22 protein-coding genes are annotated in these 16,269 nt (G+C 52.3%); 5 read left to right on the top strand and 17 right to left on the bottom strand.

Annotated elements, in window-relative coordinates:
* Positions 1-106: 106 nt before the first annotated feature.
* From F3J31_RS12530 to F3J31_RS12495, 8 genes are all read right to left on the bottom strand, one after another.
* The gene (locus tag F3J31_RS12530) at positions 107-2,128 is read right to left on the bottom strand and encodes a replication endonuclease (RefSeq protein ID WP_167213410.1); all 2,022 of its coding nucleotides are present in this window, start codon (positions 2,126-2,128) and stop codon (positions 107-109) included.
* Entirely contained in the window at positions 2,125-2,976 is an 852-nt protein-coding gene (locus F3J31_RS12525) for a DNA adenine methylase (protein WP_167213407.1), read from the bottom strand. The genes F3J31_RS12530 and F3J31_RS12525 overlap by 4 nt, the downstream gene beginning before the upstream one ends.
* Entirely contained in the window at positions 2,967-3,200 is a 234-nt protein-coding gene (locus F3J31_RS12520; protein ID WP_167213403.1) for a DUF2732 family protein, read from the bottom strand. The genes F3J31_RS12525 and F3J31_RS12520 overlap by 10 nt, the downstream gene beginning before the upstream one ends.
* A 66-nt stretch (positions 3,201-3,266) precedes the next feature.
* Complete coding sequence (locus tag F3J31_RS12515; protein ID WP_167213401.1) at positions 3,267-3,668, bottom strand: hypothetical protein; 402 nt, start codon at positions 3,666-3,668, stop codon at positions 3,267-3,269.
* Positions 3,668-4,105 (bottom strand): hypothetical protein, encoded by a 438-nt coding sequence (locus F3J31_RS12510; RefSeq protein ID WP_044857842.1) that lies wholly within the window; start codon positions 4,103-4,105, stop codon positions 3,668-3,670. Before F3J31_RS12510 ends, F3J31_RS12515 begins: the two co-directional genes overlap by 1 nt.
* The gene (locus F3J31_RS12505; RefSeq protein WP_044857843.1) at positions 4,095-4,289 is read right to left on the bottom strand and encodes a phage filamentation protein Fil family protein; all 195 of its coding nucleotides are present in this window, start codon (positions 4,287-4,289) and stop codon (positions 4,095-4,097) included. The genes F3J31_RS12510 and F3J31_RS12505 overlap by 11 nt, the downstream gene beginning before the upstream one ends.
* 9 nt (positions 4,290-4,298) lie before the next feature.
* The gene (locus tag F3J31_RS12500; protein ID WP_013097411.1) at positions 4,299-4,802 is read right to left on the bottom strand and encodes a phage regulatory CII family protein; all 504 of its coding nucleotides are present in this window, start codon (positions 4,800-4,802) and stop codon (positions 4,299-4,301) included.
* 30 nt (positions 4,803-4,832) lie between these two features.
* Positions 4,833-5,054 (bottom strand): hypothetical protein, encoded by a 222-nt coding sequence (locus F3J31_RS12495; RefSeq protein ID WP_023136170.1) that lies wholly within the window; start codon positions 5,052-5,054, stop codon positions 4,833-4,835.
* A gap of 143 nt (positions 5,055-5,197) precedes the next feature.
* Between F3J31_RS12495 and F3J31_RS12490 the strand changes: the two genes are divergently transcribed.
* The 5 genes from F3J31_RS12490 (at position 5,198) to F3J31_RS12470 (ending at position 8,946) form a co-directional block, all read left to right on the top strand.
* Positions 5,198-5,779: a phage repressor protein CI gene (locus tag F3J31_RS12490; RefSeq protein ID WP_167213399.1), complete on the top strand. Its 582-nt coding sequence runs from the start codon at positions 5,198-5,200 to the stop codon at positions 5,777-5,779.
* Position 5,780: 1 nt separating this feature from the next.
* A complete protein-coding gene (locus tag F3J31_RS12485; RefSeq protein WP_167213396.1) occupies positions 5,781-6,818 on the top strand; it encodes a tyrosine-type recombinase/integrase in 1,038 nt (345 codons plus the stop codon).
* Between the two features lie 811 nt (positions 6,819-7,629).
* Complete coding sequence (tssD, locus tag F3J31_RS12480) at positions 7,630-8,121, top strand: type VI secretion system tube protein TssD (protein ID WP_167213393.1); 492 nt, start codon at positions 7,630-7,632, stop codon at positions 8,119-8,121.
* A gap of 10 nt (positions 8,122-8,131) precedes the next feature.
* Positions 8,132-8,500 carry a tlde1 domain-containing protein gene (locus F3J31_RS12475; protein WP_167213390.1) on the top strand — a complete coding sequence of 123 codons (369 nt, stop codon included), beginning with the start codon at positions 8,132-8,134 and terminating at the stop codon, positions 8,498-8,500.
* The gene (locus F3J31_RS12470; protein ID WP_167213387.1) at positions 8,497-8,946 is read left to right on the top strand and encodes a Shiga toxin A subunit; all 450 of its coding nucleotides are present in this window, start codon (positions 8,497-8,499) and stop codon (positions 8,944-8,946) included. The genes F3J31_RS12475 and F3J31_RS12470 overlap by 4 nt, the downstream gene beginning before the upstream one ends.
* Positions 8,947-9,126: 180 nt before the next feature.
* Here F3J31_RS12470 and F3J31_RS12465 read toward each other — a convergent pair whose 3' ends face one another.
* From F3J31_RS12465 to F3J31_RS12425, 9 genes are all read right to left on the bottom strand, one after another.
* Positions 9,127-9,327, bottom strand: a complete 201-nt coding sequence (locus F3J31_RS12465; RefSeq protein ID WP_048224951.1) for an ogr/Delta-like zinc finger family protein — start codon at positions 9,325-9,327, stop codon at positions 9,127-9,129.
* Positions 9,328-9,394: 67 nt separating this feature from the next.
* Positions 9,395-10,549, bottom strand: a complete 1,155-nt coding sequence (locus F3J31_RS12460; RefSeq protein ID WP_167213384.1) for a phage late control D family protein — start codon at positions 10,547-10,549, stop codon at positions 9,395-9,397.
* On the bottom strand, positions 10,546-11,010 hold the full coding sequence (locus F3J31_RS12455; protein WP_111967458.1) for a phage tail protein: 465 nt from the start codon (positions 11,008-11,010) through the stop codon (positions 10,546-10,548). The genes F3J31_RS12460 and F3J31_RS12455 overlap by 4 nt, the downstream gene beginning before the upstream one ends.
* Positions 11,011-11,021: 11 nt before the next feature.
* Positions 11,022-13,283: a phage tail tape measure protein gene (locus F3J31_RS12450; RefSeq protein WP_167213382.1), complete on the bottom strand. Its 2,262-nt coding sequence runs from the start codon at positions 13,281-13,283 to the stop codon at positions 11,022-11,024.
* Entirely contained in the window at positions 13,276-13,395 is a 120-nt protein-coding gene (locus F3J31_RS12445; protein WP_023616176.1) for a GpE family phage tail protein, read from the bottom strand. Before F3J31_RS12445 ends, F3J31_RS12450 begins: the two co-directional genes overlap by 8 nt.
* Before the next feature lie 32 nt (positions 13,396-13,427).
* Complete coding sequence (locus F3J31_RS12440) at positions 13,428-13,730, bottom strand: phage tail assembly protein (protein WP_045910026.1); 303 nt, start codon at positions 13,728-13,730, stop codon at positions 13,428-13,430.
* Positions 13,731-13,786: 56 nt separating this feature from the next.
* A complete protein-coding gene (locus tag F3J31_RS12435) occupies positions 13,787-14,305 on the bottom strand; it encodes a phage major tail tube protein (RefSeq protein WP_045910027.1) in 519 nt (172 codons plus the stop codon).
* An 11-nt stretch (positions 14,306-14,316) separates the two neighbouring features.
* Positions 14,317-15,504: a phage tail sheath protein gene (locus tag F3J31_RS12430; RefSeq protein ID WP_167213379.1), complete on the bottom strand. Its 1,188-nt coding sequence runs from the start codon at positions 15,502-15,504 to the stop codon at positions 14,317-14,319.
* Positions 15,505-15,562: 58 nt separating this feature from the next.
* Positions 15,563-16,156, bottom strand: a complete 594-nt coding sequence (locus F3J31_RS12425; protein ID WP_167213376.1) for a recombinase family protein — start codon at positions 16,154-16,156, stop codon at positions 15,563-15,565.
* Between the last annotated feature and the right edge of the window lie 113 nt (positions 16,157-16,269).

Genomic DNA, 16,269 nt, shown 5'->3' with positions numbered 1-16,269 from the left:
CACAAAATACTGTACGAACATACAGTACACCTAAAAGCACGATATGTGAAATAATTATTCATTCAAGTAATGACTTTGCTATTAAATATCACACACTTACAGACCATTACTGCCAGCCTGGCCATTGTTCCTCTTCCGGATTATTCCGCTTCTCCTGCAACCGCCCCTCTCTGTAAATCAGGGCAGAACGGCCAAATTTAAGACCACCGCCACGCCTCAGAATGTCGATTTCGTCATCCGTTCCGGCAAAACCTCGCTGGTTAAGTTCCAGTTTTAACCGTCTCCGGGTTCCACCCTCCGTACAGTTATTGACAGAACTCCAAGGGGCGGCGCTGCCGCCAGAAAAACCCGCCTCCGCTGACGCTTCGGCCAACTTCGCAACCTTCTGCCACTTGACCAGACGGGTGCAAACTTCAGAATCCGGGATCAAAGGCGAATAGATACCCTGCACACGCTGAACATCTTCGGCGTACTCGTTACCCTGCTCTGTGATTTCATACGCCAGGCGAACAACCAGATCACGACGCGCAACCAGTGCGCCACCCTGCAACTGGGTATAGGCAGCCCAGTCCCCAACATCTGCCGCCGCCAGCACCGCATCCATGCGGCTATCAGTCAGGCGCTGATCGCCCAGGCGGCGCAGCTCCCGCCAGACAGTCACTGGCGCACCACCAATTTGCTGAAACTGACGAATACGCCAGCGGGATGCCCAGGCTGATACGGATTTGGCCATATCTCGCAGGTTTTCCCCGGTTTCTTCATCCTGCTCGCCATCGAGCGCAAAGCCGTCGATATTTTTTGAGATGTATTTAGCGATATAACCTGTTGCCGACCCTTTAGCGGGATCGATAGGCTCAACGTGAAAACGCGCCTTAAGCGCGTTGGGTGTCTGTAGCTCTTCTGAATCGGCAATCCTGGCGTGATAGCAAAGAATATCGCGCACCGCCTCAACGTCATGCGGCTGCATAAACAGCAGCATATGCCAGTGCGGTGTCCCGTCGTGGTGTGGCTCCACCACGCGAAAACCAAAAACATGAATACCGGCACGGGAGATCGCCGCGCGTGCTTTTGCCCAGACGTTGCATAAATAACGCTGCGTGTCCCGTGGGCTTAATCCGTTCCACTGAGACACAAAGCCGCCTTTGCTGTGTACCGCGTGATAACGTGAAGGCGCAGTGATTGTGTAAAACTCGCCAGCCAGCCCCTGTTCATTGGCGATATCTTCAAACCCGCGCATACGCACCATCAGTTCACAGCGACGAATGGCCGGGTTAGCAACGCTGCGGTGTACCATGCTGTCCAGCGCAATGCGGTTGCCCTCTTCGTCCATCAGATCAAACTTTTTGAAGAACTCCAGATTTCGTTTTTTCTGCTCTATCCATTCGCCCAGGGTTTTACGTGATACGTAGGCGCTGGCAGATTTCTGCACCTGGCCAACGGCGATGGCCAGATGTTCACGTTGCAGGTCACGGGCACGCTTCAGACGCTGATACCACCATTCCGGCGCCATGAGACGCAAAATACCGGACTCCGCCTTTCGGGTTTCCAGGTGGCCTTCATTGGCTTCATGCTCTGCCCAGTACGGCGGCTGATTGTTCAGCATGAGAGAAAGCGAACAAAGGTTGCGGTAAGCCTCCAGCGTGCGCTGGCGCATTTCTCTTTCGTCTTTTGGTTTGCCCTTCAGCGTGTCGGTGAAGTCATAAAACATCTGAGCGATCCAGCCAGATATCTGGCCAGACAGCTTTTTGAGATCGGTGCGGTCAAGCGACGGCAAGCGTTGCAATGACTTTCCGAATGGGAGATCGCTTACATCAGCGGCCAGCTGGTAACGCGCAGCCACTTTCCGCAGACGTGGCAATACATTCTCACCGATAGTTTTGCGCAGGAATGTATTGGCACGGCGGCGGCCGTCACGGCCAGCGAACAGCTTTTCGTAACGGTTGCCAAAATACCCGGCTAACCAGTCGGGTATCTCGTGAAGAAACTGTGAACGCCATTCGTAGTCCTGTGGGTTAACTGCCCACAATCGGCGCTCTGTGATCGTCGCGTTCGCTGGCGTTCCGGGCGCAAAGGTATCACGCCGCCAGATATCTACGGCGTGATGCTGGCCATTAGCAACGAGCGTCATGCGCGAGCCTTTGCACGGGACGGGGATTTCAGGATCAGCTCAGCGGCAGATTTCTGGCTTGCAGCTGCGGCACCAACACTGCGGGGCGCATTGACCTTCACTGCCTCAAATCCGGCGTAAAGGTAATGCACCATTTCCAGATCGCTGTTTGACGCGACAACACTCACGCCCTTTTCAGCAAGACGGCGCAGCTTTCTGGCCAGCCGCCCCTGATCAAGATGTGAAAAACCGCTTTCAGTGTATGAGGTGAAATTTCCAGATTCCGTCAGGTATGGCGGATCGCAATAGACCACATCCCCGGCACGAACCAGCGCAAGCGTTTCGGAGTAATGCGCTGCAATGAAGGTTGCACGCTTTGCCTTCTCAGCAAATGCACGGACTTCTTTAAGCGGAAAATAATTTTTTTTGTACTTCCCGAACGGGACATTGAACTGGCCACGGCGATTGTAACGGCAAAGCCCATTAAAGCCGTGGCGGTTTAGGTACATGAAACGGGCAGCGGCTTCAACACTTTCCGCCCCAATCCCCTTTCCGGACAAATTGAACGCGCCCCGGACGGCATAGTAAAAAATAGCGCGGCTCTCCTGTTCACCCAACGCACCGGCAGAAAACAGGGCTTCAAGCTCCATAAGAAACGCGTCGGTATGGTAGGCCATCGCCTTATACAGATTGACTAAATCCGGGTTCAGGTCAGCGATCAGGTATTCGTCATAGTCCGTATTCATCATGACGGCGCAGGAACCCGCAAAGGGTTCAACCAGGCGCTTGCCTTCCGGCAAGTAGTCACGCAGCTGCGGCATGAGGCGGACTTTGCTGCCCACCCATTTAAGAGGCGTTTTTACTGCCATGCTTCACCACCTTTACTGCAAATGGCCGCAGCTTCTTCACGGATCAGCTCTACGATTTCGGCAGCGCTCAAACCTTCGTTCGCGGCATACGCGGCCAGCTTATCCAGACGGGCAGAACACAGATCTGCGGAGGCCGCTTTACCTTCCTCAGTAGCTTTTTCCAGCATTGCCAGCAGGTCAGTACCGGATTGGCTGGCGGGTAAAAACATGCGTGTTGTTTGCATTTTGGTTTCCTCAGGGCAAAAGAATCCCCGGCCACCGCAGGGATGGCCAAAAATTCAGGCAGTTAATTAGTGGAAAGAGACGGTAACGGGCGCGGCTGAATAGCTCGGCGCGGGTACTTTGTGCAGCTCGTAGGTATTGCGCCACCACTCCTGGATCAGTGCTTTGACTTCCCCTGCACCCAATGACCCGGCGATGTAATACATGGAACGAATGCTGGCCAGCGCTTCAACCTGCTGGTATTGGCTTTCCGCTTCACGATAGACACAGCACCAGTACGCAACATTAACGGCCAGCCAGTGGCGTTTGTTTGTCATGTGCTCGGTGTCGTTAAAGAAAAACGGATGTAAGGCCACACGGCCATTTTTAACGGTACTTTTCGCCAGAAAGAGAATGGCGTAATTATGTGGAACACCCCACGCGGCCAACTCTCGCCCCAGTTCTTTGGCATTTACAGAGATAATGGACATCAGTGATTCTCCTGCTGTTGCAACAATTGCATTTTGCTAACGAATTGAGGTGCCACAACCATCTGCACCCCGTTACTGCTGTAAATCGGATTAACCACCTTTGCCGGGCGATTGGCGGTGCGCCGGGAAAAATCGCTGTCACGCAAACTCCCGAACCCCTCAAACGTTAACCGGGCGCGGGAAATACCTTGTTTCAGTTGAATCATTTCCCGGTAGTTCAGGCGCGCATACAGCTCATGCCAGCAGCATTTACACAGGTGGGCTTTGAAAACGTCCGAACCGGAATTTACTGCGGCTGCATGTAAAACAACCCCTCGCCATTCAGGTGTTAATTTGTCCCACCATTCGGCGGCTTCGCTTTTTTCACTCCAGTATTTACGGCGCATATACTCCAGCCACTTCAGGCCGATCTCCTGCTGTTCTGAGCTAATGGCCATAACGCCCCCGGAACAATCCCATCAGGCGATGCCACCAACGGCGGCACGGTTGATGCGCAGTAAATTTATGTACGTGGCCAGGATTCCAGCGTTGGCCATTGGGCAGCTCAATCCATCCAGTGGAGCCGCTTGCCAGTTGCATGGCCGGAGATTCTTTTTTCAGGTAGGTAACGAAAGCTTTCATGGTTATCCCTCACATCATGCCGCTGGCGCTGGTAGTCACGATATCGACGGCAGCAGCAAGAACCGGCGCAGACTGGAGGCGGCTTTCAACGGTGTAAGCCAGAACGGAAAGGGAACGGATGGCATCACGGGCACGATCAAGAATTTGCGTTCGGCGCGCGGCGGTCATGTGCTCAGTTGATACGGCTTCCCCAGCGATCGCACCCACGTTTGCGGTGGCGCTTAATGCGCAAAACTGCATGTTCGCTTCAGTGGCGTTATTGACCGGAACGGATGGGAGGCAGTTAATCTGCCCCAGCATCCCATCCAGTAAACGCGCATCTTCGGTGTAATCGGTAATAGCCAGTAGCTCGTCACAGGTCAGGCGATGCGGTTGAATCGGGTTCAATTTATTGCGCAGAATCTGGGGACGCATACCAACGGCAGCAGCGACATCTTCCAGATTGTGCGACAGCGCAAACGCTCGGCAAGCTGCATCAAAGTGAGCATGTTTAGAAGTCTGATAATCAAACATTGTTAGCTCCTCCCTAATCCGTACGATGAGTTACGCGTTAAGCGAAACATCACATTCGCTTAACGCCATTACGGTTAAGGCGGCCATGTTCACTTCAACCAGCCCTTTTTTCTGTGCTCCTTTAGGCTTGATAGGAAGTTTTCCGTATGAAATCAGATTCTCAGCAGTGCTTTTGGACATGCCCGTACGGCGGCAATATTCATCAAGAGGGATATATGGATCGGGGATCACGATTGTAATGTTGGGACGCATAATGCAAACTCCTCCGGTTGTGGATACGCCAATATCCACCTTTATCAACCAATATTCGTAAAAAACTACAGCGAGGAGAGGCTAGATCGTATTAAGCGACAAATCAACATAATTTTCGCATTTTACGAATGGCAGGCTAAATTATGAGCAAATTCTCTTACGGACAAATAAGCCACAGTAGCGAAGTGCTTGATCGCATCATTGATGCCTATGGTTTTACTTCGAAGCTGATGCTGGCAGACCATTTTGATATGGCATCCAGTAGCTTGGCTGGACGTTACAAGCGCGGTGGATTTCCTGCTGACATGGTTGTGCGATGTGTTGCAGAAACAGGAGCATCCTTAGAATGGATTGCAACTGGGCAAGGCAGGAAGTTTGATGATGAAGAATTAGACATTTTAAAGATGCCGCGGCGTAAGATCGTTGATGGTCTGATTTATGAAGCAGGGATGTACATGTTGGATAAGGTATCTTTTTTACCGGGCGTTCCTTTGCCTACCTCTCCAATATGTGTGCTTGAAGGTACTAACCAATTTATCGTTGATACTTCATTTACAGAGGTTTATGACGATCAATGGCTTGTAGAGATCGAGGGTAAAACGAGTATCCGTACCCTTACGCGCATTCCAATTAAGAAAGTAAGAGTGAGCGGCGTAGGTATGGCTTTTGATTGTGGTATCGACGACATAACCGTGATTGGGCGTGTTGTCCTGACGATTCATTAACATGACCGTAAGAAAACTCAGCAATGGCCAATGGCTTGCCGACTTCTACCCCATCAACCGTAGCGATGGCAAGCAAGGGAAGAGAATCCGCAAAAAGTTCGCGACTAAAGGCGAGGCGTTAGCATTCGAAAACTACACCCTGCAAAAAGTTGAGGACACGCCCTGGCTTGGTCAAGGAAAAGATAAACGTCGCCTTTCAGATCTAATACATCTCTGGTTTGAGCGTCACGGGATAACCCTGCGCGATGGTGAAAAGCGTAAAAGCTCCATGCTATGGGCTGATGAGTGTATGGGTTCTCCTATGGCTACTGAGTTCACCGCGCAGCTGTTCACCGCTTATAGGGCTAAAAGGTTGGATGGCCACTTTGCCAGGACTAAACGCGTCACTCAGGTTTCGCCGCGCACCATGAACCTGGAACACGCTTATTTCCTCGCTGTATTTAATGAATTAAAACGTCTCGGTGAATGGGACGCGCCTAACCCGTTAGAGAACGTTCGCCAGTTCAGAACAGAAGAAAGTGAGATGGCCTATCTTACTGGAGAGCAGATAGACAGGCTCTTAGAAGAAAGCCGCCACAGCTCTGCTAAAGATTTGGAGATGATTGTCAGGATTTGCCTGTCTACTGGCGCTCGCTGGGGAGAGGCTGAGAAATTGAAGCGCAGCCAAATCGGTGCTGGGAAGGTCACATTTATAAAAACGAAAGGTAAGCGCAACCGCACAATACCATTAGACCCAGCAATAATAGCTGAACTGCCAAAAAAGAATGGTGCGCTTTTTAGTCCGTGTTATTACGCTTTTAGATCTGCCCTGGAAAGAGCGGGAATTGAATTACCGGCCGGGCAGTTGACGCACGTTCTCCGACATACCTTTGCATCCCATTTTATGATGAACGGCGGCAACATATTAGTCCTTCAAAAAATCCTCGGGCACACCGATATCAAAATGACAATGCGTTACGCTCATTTCGCGCCGAACCACTTAGAGGAGGCGTTGAAGCTCAACCCTCTCAAATGTCGCAAAAGTGTCGCACAAACTTAAGAATATTGGCTCTTATTGGTGGATATTGGTTTTGCAACTGCTTGATTTTTATCTAAGTTATTGTTTTTGCTTTGGCTGTTATGGTTCTCATAATCGCTTGGTCGCTGGTTCAAGTCCAGCAGGGGCCACCAGATACAGCAAGGGCTGGCGCTAAAAGCGCTGGCCCTTTGTTTTTTCCGGGGATATACCGGGGATATTTCAGAAAAGTAGCCATAGTGATTTATGGTTAATTTATGACCACTCACACCATCTGCCCCCTACCTCCAGCGCTGTGGTTCCCAATTAACCTGCCAGTCCATACACAATGAAAACGCATATATAGACACAGAAAAATGTCGGTTCAGTTGGTTCACAGTTCTGTAAGCCACGCTAGCAATGAATTTATTCGAACCAACATACGGCAAAATGAGGTTAGTTCAGCCCCGCAAAAAGTTACTGGTGGCACAGATAGATTGAGCCAAAAAGTCATTAAATCACGCCGAATTCACAATTATCTACCAGGTGCTGTCCTCTAATTCTCGGAGGGAAAATCCCTGAGGGAAATTTTCGCCTGTTATTTTTGGTTTTTTCATGGATGTAATCATGCGTGCTTCTGGTAGTGGCCGTAAGCTCACCAGACTTTACGTAATGCGGTTAATCAACTAATAACTCAAATCAAGAATGAATTAAACCGATTCACTGAAATTATTATTTATATTCATTTATAAAAAAAACAAATATAGGTAACAATGGTGATATAAAAACTTACAACCAGAAAAATAATGAAGGAGTATTGTTTGGTTAATTTGTCAACTAAATGGAGTTAATTAGCATGGCTATACCCATTTATCTCCTGCTTTGCAACGATGAAGGGAAACAGATAAAAGGTGGCTCTGATGTTCGTGGCCGGGAAGGCAGCATTGAAGTAGTAGGTATGCAGCACGATTTGTTTATTCCTGCCGATAACATGAGTGGAGCATTAACCGGAACGCGACAGCATGAGGCGTTTACATTTGAAAAAGAGATAGACCCATCAACCCCACTTCTTTACCGGGCCTTAACTACAGGTCGGACCCTGGCAAAAGCCGAATTCAAACTTTACCGCATCAATAATAACGGCATGGAAGAAGAATATTTCAATGTCGTGCTGGAGAACGTGAAGGTGTGCCACGTTGTGCCAATTATGTTTGATACCAAAGATCCCGATTTCGAAAAACACGGGCATATAGAGCATGTAGGCCTGCGTTACGAAAAAATCACGTGGAGCTATGTCGATGGCAACATCCAGCACGCCGATAGCTGGAAAGACCGTAAAACAGCATAAGGAGATCACCATGGCTAAATGGCTTTATAAGCAAAGCACCGGCGAACTGTTTAAAGATGGAAAACTGATTGAAACAGGTTACTCCGGCGCCCTCACCAATAAAAATAATCCAGACCGTGAGCATGTTCGCGGTATGGGGCCAATTCCACGCGGTATATGGAAAATCGGTAGTTCCGGCACCAGCAAAGGACCGCTGACAATTAAACTGAAACATATTAGCGGCAATTCATACGCGCGTGACATGCATTCTTTCCGTATGCACGGTGATAAGCGCATCGGTATACCCGGATACGCATCTGAAGGCTGTATTATTATGAGTTCTTCAACCCGTCTACTTGTGGGCAATGATATAGGCGCATTGCTGGAGGTTGTACGATGATCCGCATAATTGCAATTTCCATCGTATTGTTGCCTGTGTGTGCAATGGCAGCTTCTACGGGTGGTGAATGTGCAGCACCCGGTCATTATATCGAAGGTATGCTGCTAACCAGCATTAAGAACGAGCTCGGCATTGATCTGACGTCTATCCAGTACAGCAAAACAACAGTGGAAGTGCTTGATGTGCTGCCAGTGTCAGATGTATTCGCCAGAAAAATGGCGATTGCAGATAGCCAGGCAGATTTAGAGAAATCAGCTGATATCAGGCTTTCTGAGAATGATTATTACAATATGTATCACGACAGGCATGTACTGACCGTGACGGCAAAATATACTTTTACGGACAAAAAAGGCAAACGTAGTGAATTCATTTCTTCAGCGTTCGTCAACGATGATGAATGCTCAGTACGGTACAATGGTTTTTTGACTTTATCGCGCGAATTTTGAATAGCAAAATCCAGGCATAAAAATGAGCATTACGCAAAACCCGACGAAAGGCAGTTTTTTCCGCCTTCAAAAAGTGATGTTGCCTTTTGGTGTCTGGTCGTAATCCTCCGTTGGGTCTGCTGGCTTCATATAATTAAGCCACTCAATTGAGTGGCTTTTTTATTGTTTTTTTTAAACCCGCTAACCCTGGCTCAGCGAAGCCGCCTGGACACGTCCAGAGGCACCAGGGGTCGCAATCAGACGCTCTACGGACTCCATCGTCACGAACGTACAGCTGCAGTCCACATTGGTGCACTGGTGATAGCGCTCTTTGGTATTTTCACTTAGATAGCGACTGGTACGCGCATGCGCAGAGTGCTTGCACTTAGGACAATGAAACATGTACCCCTCCACTTAATTCACATTTTGTGAATCAATAATACCCAAAATAAAACCAATAGCAACTACATTACTCACTATCAACAGTAAATTTTTCGTCGCTGACGTTCAGCTCAAGCTTAAGCTGCGTGGTAAATCCGCTATCGTTGAGAGTATGCACCACTTCGCTGATGATCCACGCCTGCTCGTCGATGACGCGTTTAAAACCGTTTACCAGCACCGGCGTTTCGGGGAACAGATCGGCGCGTCCCAGGGCAAGCTGGATGGAAAACTCTACGGTTCCCCGCTGAAGCGCGCGCCACTTAGCCTCTGCGGCCCTGAGCGCCTGCTCTTCAGAGGCATAAACCGTGGTGAGCTCAAATACGTTCTCCGCCGATCCCACCAGCCTCTCTTGCGGCTTCTGCTCCTTGCCTCCTGTTTCCGCTACCGGTGCGACGGCATCCGGGTGCTGCAGTGCTCCTGTCGGCTGTACGCTTGATTGGCGTGAAATACTCAATTGAGTATTTTGTTGCTTTGGGTCGCGCGTTTGCAGCCATTTGGCCGTCACGCCGGAATAATTTTCACGGTCAGCGACGGAAAAAAGGTGCTTATCGCCATCCCCACGCTCAATCATCATTAAGGGAATCGGCGTGCCGCTGGCCGTCACGGCCTGGCCCGCTTTCATAAAGATAATCTTCCCGGCTTTGATTGAAACAAATGCTCCATTACGTTCAGCAAGGCGGGAGAGGAACGCCGCGTCTGTCTCCTGAGACTGGTCAATATGAGAGATGGCGATGGATGCAAGCCCCGACGCGACGCTGGCGGTCAACTGGTTACGCTGAGCGATGGTATCGACTATCGCGCCAATCGTCGTGTCATGCCACGACTGTTCGCGCCGCACGTTTAGCTTTCCACGAAAATCTGCGCTGAATCCCCGGATGGTCAGCGTGTCCGGCGCGCCCCGGAATTGAATCGCATCAATCGTAAAGTCCCCTTTCTCCTCGAGCGGGGTTCCCTCCCATCCCAGCCATAAGGAGAGCCTTGCCCCCCGGGCCGGCAAGTCTAGCAGCCCGTCGGAATCATCCAGTTGAATATCCAGCTGATCGGCTTCCAGCCCACGTTTGTCGATCATGCTAAGACTGATAAGACGGTGGCTGAAATTCTGTGTGACATCGCGATCGTCAAGCTTAAGCATAAAATCAGGGGCGATTTTCCCACCCGCCCGGATATTCATTTCGGTGATCATCCCACCAGCCCTCCAATGCTATTACGTGCGCTCGTCACCAGCTCTTCGGCCTGGGTTCTCAGATCGCCAAACATCGTCATCAGCGATTCGTCCACGCGTTTCAGTTCCAGCGTAAAATTAATTTTTCGGGCGGTACCGTCACTGTAAAAATCCGAATGCGTATGCGTGACTTTTTCAATGATAAACATGCCGTGAATGATGCCGGTACCGTCTATCAACGGCCATGCCCGCCCCTCATTCGCCATCAGCTCAACCGCCTTGAGGGAAAGCCGCCCTCCCGTGAGTTCCGGGTAAAGCAGTCCGGAGAGGGTAAAAGATGTCTCGCCTTCGCCAAGGTACTGCCAGGCTTTAGGTTTCCCGATCCGATCGTTGGACGCCCAGCGGTAATCCTTTGTAAACTGCATTGTCTGATAGGGTAAGGTTCGTCGTTCAAAGACAAACAGACCCAGCACCATTAACATTTTATCTCTCCTCAACCATACATTAAGCTGGATTGCTGCCGTCTCGCTTTATCCTGTTCAATGCTATCTATTGTCTCCCGGATTTGACGCGTCAGATCCGTTGCGGAGGCCGTGCCCCCCTGCAGCGTGATGTGATATTCGCTTTTACTCTGATCAACGTAAGAGCGTCCTCCCGGCACGAGGGTTGGCTGATACCCCTGGCCGACGCCAGAGATCCCCGCCACCGGAATGGACGAACTGCCCGCAGGAGAGGATGTCGCGTCTGCTTTTGCCGCTGCGGCGTCGAGATGACCCGACTCGTTTTTGATAAGACCGAGTTTCTCCAGCAGCCAGCTGGCCTTGCCGCTCAGGCTGTTAAAGAGATTAAGCGGTGCCATTAACGCATCACCCAGCGCCTGTCCAAAAATCACGCCAGCGTTTTTACAGCCATCCAGCGTTTCCTGCGTCGCCTTGATCGGCGTAATCAAGTCGGTGAACCATTGCCAGATACCGCCCAGCTTCTCCGAGATAGCGTCAAATACCGCCATCACCGGTGAGAACAGCGCACCCAGCGGTGCGAAAGCCGTTGAAAGCCCTTCCATCACCCCGCCAAAGAAGGCGCTGATGGGCTCCCAGTATTTGAAAATCAGCAAAGCACCGGCGGCAATCGCCGCGCCAAGGGCTATCACCGGCCAGCTAAGGGCGCCCAGCACCGTCATGATGGCGCCGCCCACCACGCTGAATACCGTTCCTAACATCCCGGCCGCGGTAATAACTATATTGATGCCCGTCAGAACCGGACCAATAACCGTGCCTACGCCACCCAGTACCCCAGCAAACGCCTGCGCGCCGACAACAATGCTGGCAAGGGTCTGCGTCAGCTCAGGGTTGGCATTCACCCACAGGGAGGCCGTGCCAAGCCAGCCGGTTGCGGTTGTTATCAGGTTGCGCAAAGCGCCATCTGCTTTATCAAATACGTCAATCTTCAGCCCGCTCCACGCGGCCTGGAATTTGCTGATATCGCCGTCAAGATTGTCGGTCTGCACGGTAGCCACGAGCGCGGCACTGCCCGTTGCCCCCTGCAGCTGCTGGCGTTTTTTATCAAGCGCGCCGTTACCCGCGGCTGAGCGCAGTGCATCCGGAGCCTGGGGCTGTCGCAGCATCGCGCTGAGCGCGTCCCCGGCGGCGGCACCGTTCATTCCCTTTTCCGTCAGAACGCCAAGCTGCGCGATTGTCTCTTCAAGACCCATACCGGTCGCATCCGCAGCGGGCGCAGCGGAGGTGACGGCCGCCGCCATCTCAACGAGACTGGTGTTCGAAGAGGTAAACCCGCGGGTAAGTAAATCTGCGATGCGTCCCGCATCCGTATCGGTCAGGTTATAGGCGGCCTGCGTGCTGGCGATCATATCGGCCGCTTTAGCCGCGTCGACATTCCCCGCCAGGCTGAGGTTAACCGTGGGTACAGTGGCAGCAATAACCCCATCGGCGTCGTAGCCTGAACGAGCCAGTTCGGTTTGTGCACGGACGACCGTATTTGCGGGTACTCCGGTCCTGGCACTGACCTCTCGGGCCTGCTGGCGAATGGCCTCAAGCCGGGCGTCGCCCTTCTCCAGACCAAGGCTTGCCTGAATAGTCGACATCTGTTTTTCAAAACTGATGCCAGGCGCCATAAACCGGGACGTCTGATCAAAGCCCGCTTTGGCCATGCCCACGCCCGCATTAGCCAGCTGATGCACCCGCGCGGCAGCGCGTTTGCCTGACTCGTAGCGATTCTGAACGGTACTCAGCTGCGCCTGCTGCTGATTGACGCGGGCCAGCGCATCCCGCTGTCGGTTAAGCTGCTGCGTTTTTTCGCCGATCTGACTTTTTAAACGACGCTCATCCGACGAAAGCGTTCGCGTGTTGATTCCCGCCTGAGCGAGTTCAGTCCGCTGACGCTGTACCGAGTAACGTAAGCTGTTGTACTCAAGCTTGAGGTTGGCTGCCGATTTTCGGGCTGCGGACAGCGCATCAGCCTGTGCCTGAGTAGGGTTTTGTGTGTTTTTAAACTGCAACGCCAGCGCCGCCGCCTGCTGTTTCGCCTGAGCAAGCGACTGCTCCGTCGTGGCGAGCTGGGCATTTGCTTTTCTGAAGCCGTTAATGCGCCCCGCCTGCTCGTCGAGCGCCCCCAGCGCCGTCTGCGAATCATGGATATCGCTCGCGAGAGTCTGGCTGGCGTTGTGAAGAGCGTTAAGCGGTCGGCTTGCACGATCAACTGCCTTAAGCAGCTCCTGAAGACTGACATTATTACTCATGGTGGTTTCCGCTTCGCTGCAGCGCTTTTTCGCGCCATAAGAGGAGTTCGGTCACGCTAAGGGAGTACAGTTCTGACGGCGGCCAGTGAAAAATCACCGCGATATCCGCCATCAGATCGTCGACCGACAGGTTTTCGGGAAATCTCAGCGAGCCGAAGCCGGTGACAAAAAACCGATCACCTTACCGGCAAAAGAGAGCAGATCGCAGGCATCCAGACGCGCAACTTCATGCTCGGTCAGAGCCGGCGAGGTCATTCGCGGCAGCACCTTGATCAGCGCATCAACGTCGGATTGCGCCAGCGAGGCCAGCGAGATCCCACGCAGAGTCCCGGCATTCGGTTTGGAGACCGTCACCTGTTCAATTTTTTGCTCGCCGCGCTGAACGGGGCTATCAAGCGTGACGATGTATGAGCTGTTGTTCATGGCGTTCTCGTTGCTATTTTCCATTTCATTACTCTTCTGAAAGTTAGCTTACCGGCCGGCTATCCCGGCCGGTTAAAGGGTTACAGGCCGATGGCCTTACGGTGTTCAGCCAGACGATCGACGCCGTCGACTTTCAGCACCATGTTGATGATGTCGATCTCGATGATCTCTTTGCCATCAATGGTCAACTGGTAGTACGCGCACTCGGTGGACATCTTGGTGGTGCCGCTTTCGCCCTGCTTGTTCTCGCCGCCATCAAACTCTTTATGACGGCCGCGCATGACGATTTCGACGGCGGAGATTTCGCCGGTATCATCACGCTGGAAAGAGCCGGTAAAGCGCAGCGGCACGCTGTCCGCGCCCGGAGAGGCGTACTGTGCCCACAGCGCGGCGTCCGGCAGACCGCCAACGGTCCACTCCAGCGCCAGGGCATCATCATCCAGACCGAGATCGACAGAGACCGAGCCCGGCATACCGCCGCCACGATACTTCTCCAGCTTGCGGGTAAGCTTCGGTAGGGTCACTGACTCAACAACGCCCATATAGCTCAGGCCATCGTTGAACATATTCAGGTATTTAAGTTTGCGTGGTAACGCCATGCTTCAGCTCCTTAGCTATTAACCGAATCTGACAGGTCTGCCAGATAGGTATCGGTGATGCGCTGGCGCAGGGTCAGATTTTCCAGCGGCGGGACAGGGGTGTAGTCGTAATCGATATACAGTTTCCCCGCTTTCAGGGTGGTTGCGTCGTTCGACTCAGGGTCATACCAGCAGGAGCCGTCGACGATATAGCCGTTGGTTTTCAGCTCGCGGAACTTGGCATTAATACCGGAAACGATGTCGCGGATAAGCGTTGGCGTGATGGGTTTATCCATCGCCCACGCGTGCGCTTCCGCCATGGTATCGGCCAGCACCTGCGCGGTACGGGTATAGTTTTCAAAGACGAATAACGGGTCGTCAGAGCAGGTACGGTTACCCCAGAATTTGAAGCCGTCGTTGCGAATCAGCGTGGTGACGCCAGCCTGGTTAAGCAGGTTCGCATCGGTAGCCTGTTCCTGCAGATCCCAGGAGACAGAAGCGCTTACGCCCGTGACGCCGTTGACGCCAACGTTTGACAGGGTTTTATGCCAGCCGATGGTCTGGTCGATTTTGGCGCGCAGGCCAAGCGCGCGAGCGGTTGCCCAGGCCGTCGTCGTTGCGTTCGTGGTGGTATCCCATGCCAGAAAATCAGGGTGGATAACCATCAGCTCGCGCTGGCTGAAGTTCTTGCGGTAGTCGATCGCCTCAGAAATGGTTTTACATCCCCATGCGCTGACATAGCCGAACGCGCGCAGGCTCTGGCACATCGCGGCCAGCGCGGTTGCCACTTCCTGAGAATCCAGCCCCGGCACGCCGAGAATACGTGGCTTAACGCCGGTTACCGTTTTCGCCGTGAGAAGCGCCTTCAGGCCGGTATATTTACCGTTTTCATCGGTGGTACCGATGATGTTGGAAACGGTCTGTTTGCGCGCCTCTTCCGGGGTTTCAGCGGTGCCTTCAGCCACGCGAACAACAACGACAACCGGTTTACACTGGTCAGCAATCGCCTGCAGAGAAGCGGACAGCGTCCCCGCCTTGCCGGCTTTCGCAATCGCAGTTTGCACGTTGGTAATGAGCACAGGCTCGTTTAAAGGAAATGTCTTGTCGTCAGCATCGCTGGCCGTACAGACCATACCGATGATTGCCGTCGAGACGGTGGAAATGGTGCGGGTGCCATCGTTGATTTCGATAACTTCCACGCCGTGGTGAAAATCACTCATCCGTTTAACTCCTTGGTTAGTTGGTGAGTGATATTGTCGCGGCTGGAGTTGTTATGAGCTAACTGTCACCGTCCAGCGATGACTGACACAACGATTGTCCGATTACCGTGGCGGGGAATTTTTTATAAAGCGTGGAAATACCCACATCAAAAATTAACGCAACGCGCTGCCGGGATTCTCCGGCAACAATCAGTCTTCCAGCCTGAGCCCATTCCTCCTGCGTCAATTTAGGGCGTCTGCCACCAATTCGCCCCTGTTCCCGCGCTGCGGCCAGCCCGGCGCACGTCCTCTCGACAATGAGCTCACGCTCCATTTCAGCAAGCGCCCCCATGATATGGAAGAAGAAACGCCCCATTGGCGTTGAGGTATCAATGCTGTCAGTCAAACTGCGGAAATTAATGTTTCGCTGGCGTAGTTCCTCGGTCATTGAAACAAGGTGGCGCATACTGCGCCCGAGCCGATCGAGTTTCCATACAACGAGAGTATCGCCCGCATTCAGTTGTCTGAGGGCACGATTGAGTCCCGGTCTGTTTGTCGATTTACCGCTGATTTTATCTTCAAAAATGAGCTCACATCCTGAACGCTGCAGCGCGTCACGCTGTAAGGCGGTGTTTTGTTCATTTGTTGACACGCGTATGTATCCAATAAGCATGGAATTTCTCTCCGTCAAAACCGGAAATCATGCCACTTAATTGATAAACACGCATTTTCGAAAACCTTGGTTTGGGAGAGGCAGCAAAATTACCTGCAGCGAGTGGCAGTTTA

This window comes from Enterobacter sp. Acro-832, from assembly GCF_011752745.1.
GTDB classification, from domain to species: Bacteria; Pseudomonadota; Gammaproteobacteria; order Enterobacterales; family Enterobacteriaceae; genus Enterobacter; species Enterobacter quasiroggenkampii.
This window is presented reverse-complemented; position numbering and strand designations above follow the sequence as displayed.

What these genes read in the sequence shown, in the direction of transcription:
- F3J31_RS12530 (WP_167213410.1), bottom strand. Translation starts at nt 2,128, where the DNA reads ATGACGCTCGTTGCTAATGGCCAGCATCACGCCGTAGATATCTGGCGG.
- F3J31_RS12525 (WP_167213407.1), bottom strand. Translation starts at nt 2,976, where the DNA reads ATGGCAGTAAAAACGCCTCTTAAATGGGTGGGCAGCAAAGTCCGCCTC.
- F3J31_RS12520 (WP_167213403.1), bottom strand. Translation starts at nt 3,200, where the DNA reads ATGCAAACAACACGCATGTTTTTACCCGCCAGCCAATCCGGTACTGAC.
- F3J31_RS12515 (WP_167213401.1), bottom strand. Translation starts at nt 3,668, where the DNA reads ATGTCCATTATCTCTGTAAATGCCAAAGAACTGGGGCGAGAGTTGGCC.
- F3J31_RS12510 (WP_044857842.1), bottom strand. Translation starts at nt 4,105, where the DNA reads ATGGCCATTAGCTCAGAACAGCAGGAGATCGGCCTGAAGTGGCTGGAG.
- F3J31_RS12505 (WP_044857843.1), bottom strand. Translation starts at nt 4,289, where the DNA reads ATGAAAGCTTTCGTTACCTACCTGAAAAAAGAATCTCCGGCCATGCAA.
- F3J31_RS12500 (WP_013097411.1), bottom strand. Translation starts at nt 4,802, where the DNA reads ATGTTTGATTATCAGACTTCTAAACATGCTCACTTTGATGCAGCTTGC.
- F3J31_RS12495 (WP_023136170.1), bottom strand. Translation starts at nt 5,054, where the DNA reads ATGCGTCCCAACATTACAATCGTGATCCCCGATCCATATATCCCTCTT.
- F3J31_RS12490 (WP_167213399.1), top strand. Translation starts at nt 5,198, where the DNA reads ATGAGCAAATTCTCTTACGGACAAATAAGCCACAGTAGCGAAGTGCTT.
- F3J31_RS12485 (WP_167213396.1), top strand. Translation starts at nt 5,781, where the DNA reads ATGACCGTAAGAAAACTCAGCAATGGCCAATGGCTTGCCGACTTCTAC.
- tssD (WP_167213393.1), top strand. Translation starts at nt 7,630, where the DNA reads ATGGCTATACCCATTTATCTCCTGCTTTGCAACGATGAAGGGAAACAG.
- F3J31_RS12475 (WP_167213390.1), top strand. Translation starts at nt 8,132, where the DNA reads ATGGCTAAATGGCTTTATAAGCAAAGCACCGGCGAACTGTTTAAAGAT.
- F3J31_RS12470 (WP_167213387.1), top strand. Translation starts at nt 8,497, where the DNA reads ATGATCCGCATAATTGCAATTTCCATCGTATTGTTGCCTGTGTGTGCA.
- F3J31_RS12465 (WP_048224951.1), bottom strand. Translation starts at nt 9,327, where the DNA reads ATGTTTCATTGTCCTAAGTGCAAGCACTCTGCGCATGCGCGTACCAGT.
- F3J31_RS12460 (WP_167213384.1), bottom strand. Translation starts at nt 10,549, where the DNA reads ATGATCACCGAAATGAATATCCGGGCGGGTGGGAAAATCGCCCCTGAT.
- F3J31_RS12455 (WP_111967458.1), bottom strand. Translation starts at nt 11,010, where the DNA reads ATGTTAATGGTGCTGGGTCTGTTTGTCTTTGAACGACGAACCTTACCC.
- F3J31_RS12450 (WP_167213382.1), bottom strand. Translation starts at nt 13,283, where the DNA reads ATGAGTAATAATGTCAGTCTTCAGGAGCTGCTTAAGGCAGTTGATCGT.
- F3J31_RS12445 (WP_023616176.1), bottom strand. Translation starts at nt 13,395, where the DNA reads ATGGCGGATATCGCGGTGATTTTTCACTGGCCGCCGTCAGAACTGTAC.
- F3J31_RS12440 (WP_045910026.1), bottom strand. Translation starts at nt 13,730, where the DNA reads ATGGAAAATAGCAACGAGAACGCCATGAACAACAGCTCATACATCGTC.
- F3J31_RS12435 (WP_045910027.1), bottom strand. Translation starts at nt 14,305, where the DNA reads ATGGCGTTACCACGCAAACTTAAATACCTGAATATGTTCAACGATGGC.
- F3J31_RS12430 (WP_167213379.1), bottom strand. Translation starts at nt 15,504, where the DNA reads ATGAGTGATTTTCACCACGGCGTGGAAGTTATCGAAATCAACGATGGC.
- F3J31_RS12425 (WP_167213376.1), bottom strand. Translation starts at nt 16,156, where the DNA reads ATGCTTATTGGATACATACGCGTGTCAACAAATGAACAAAACACCGCC.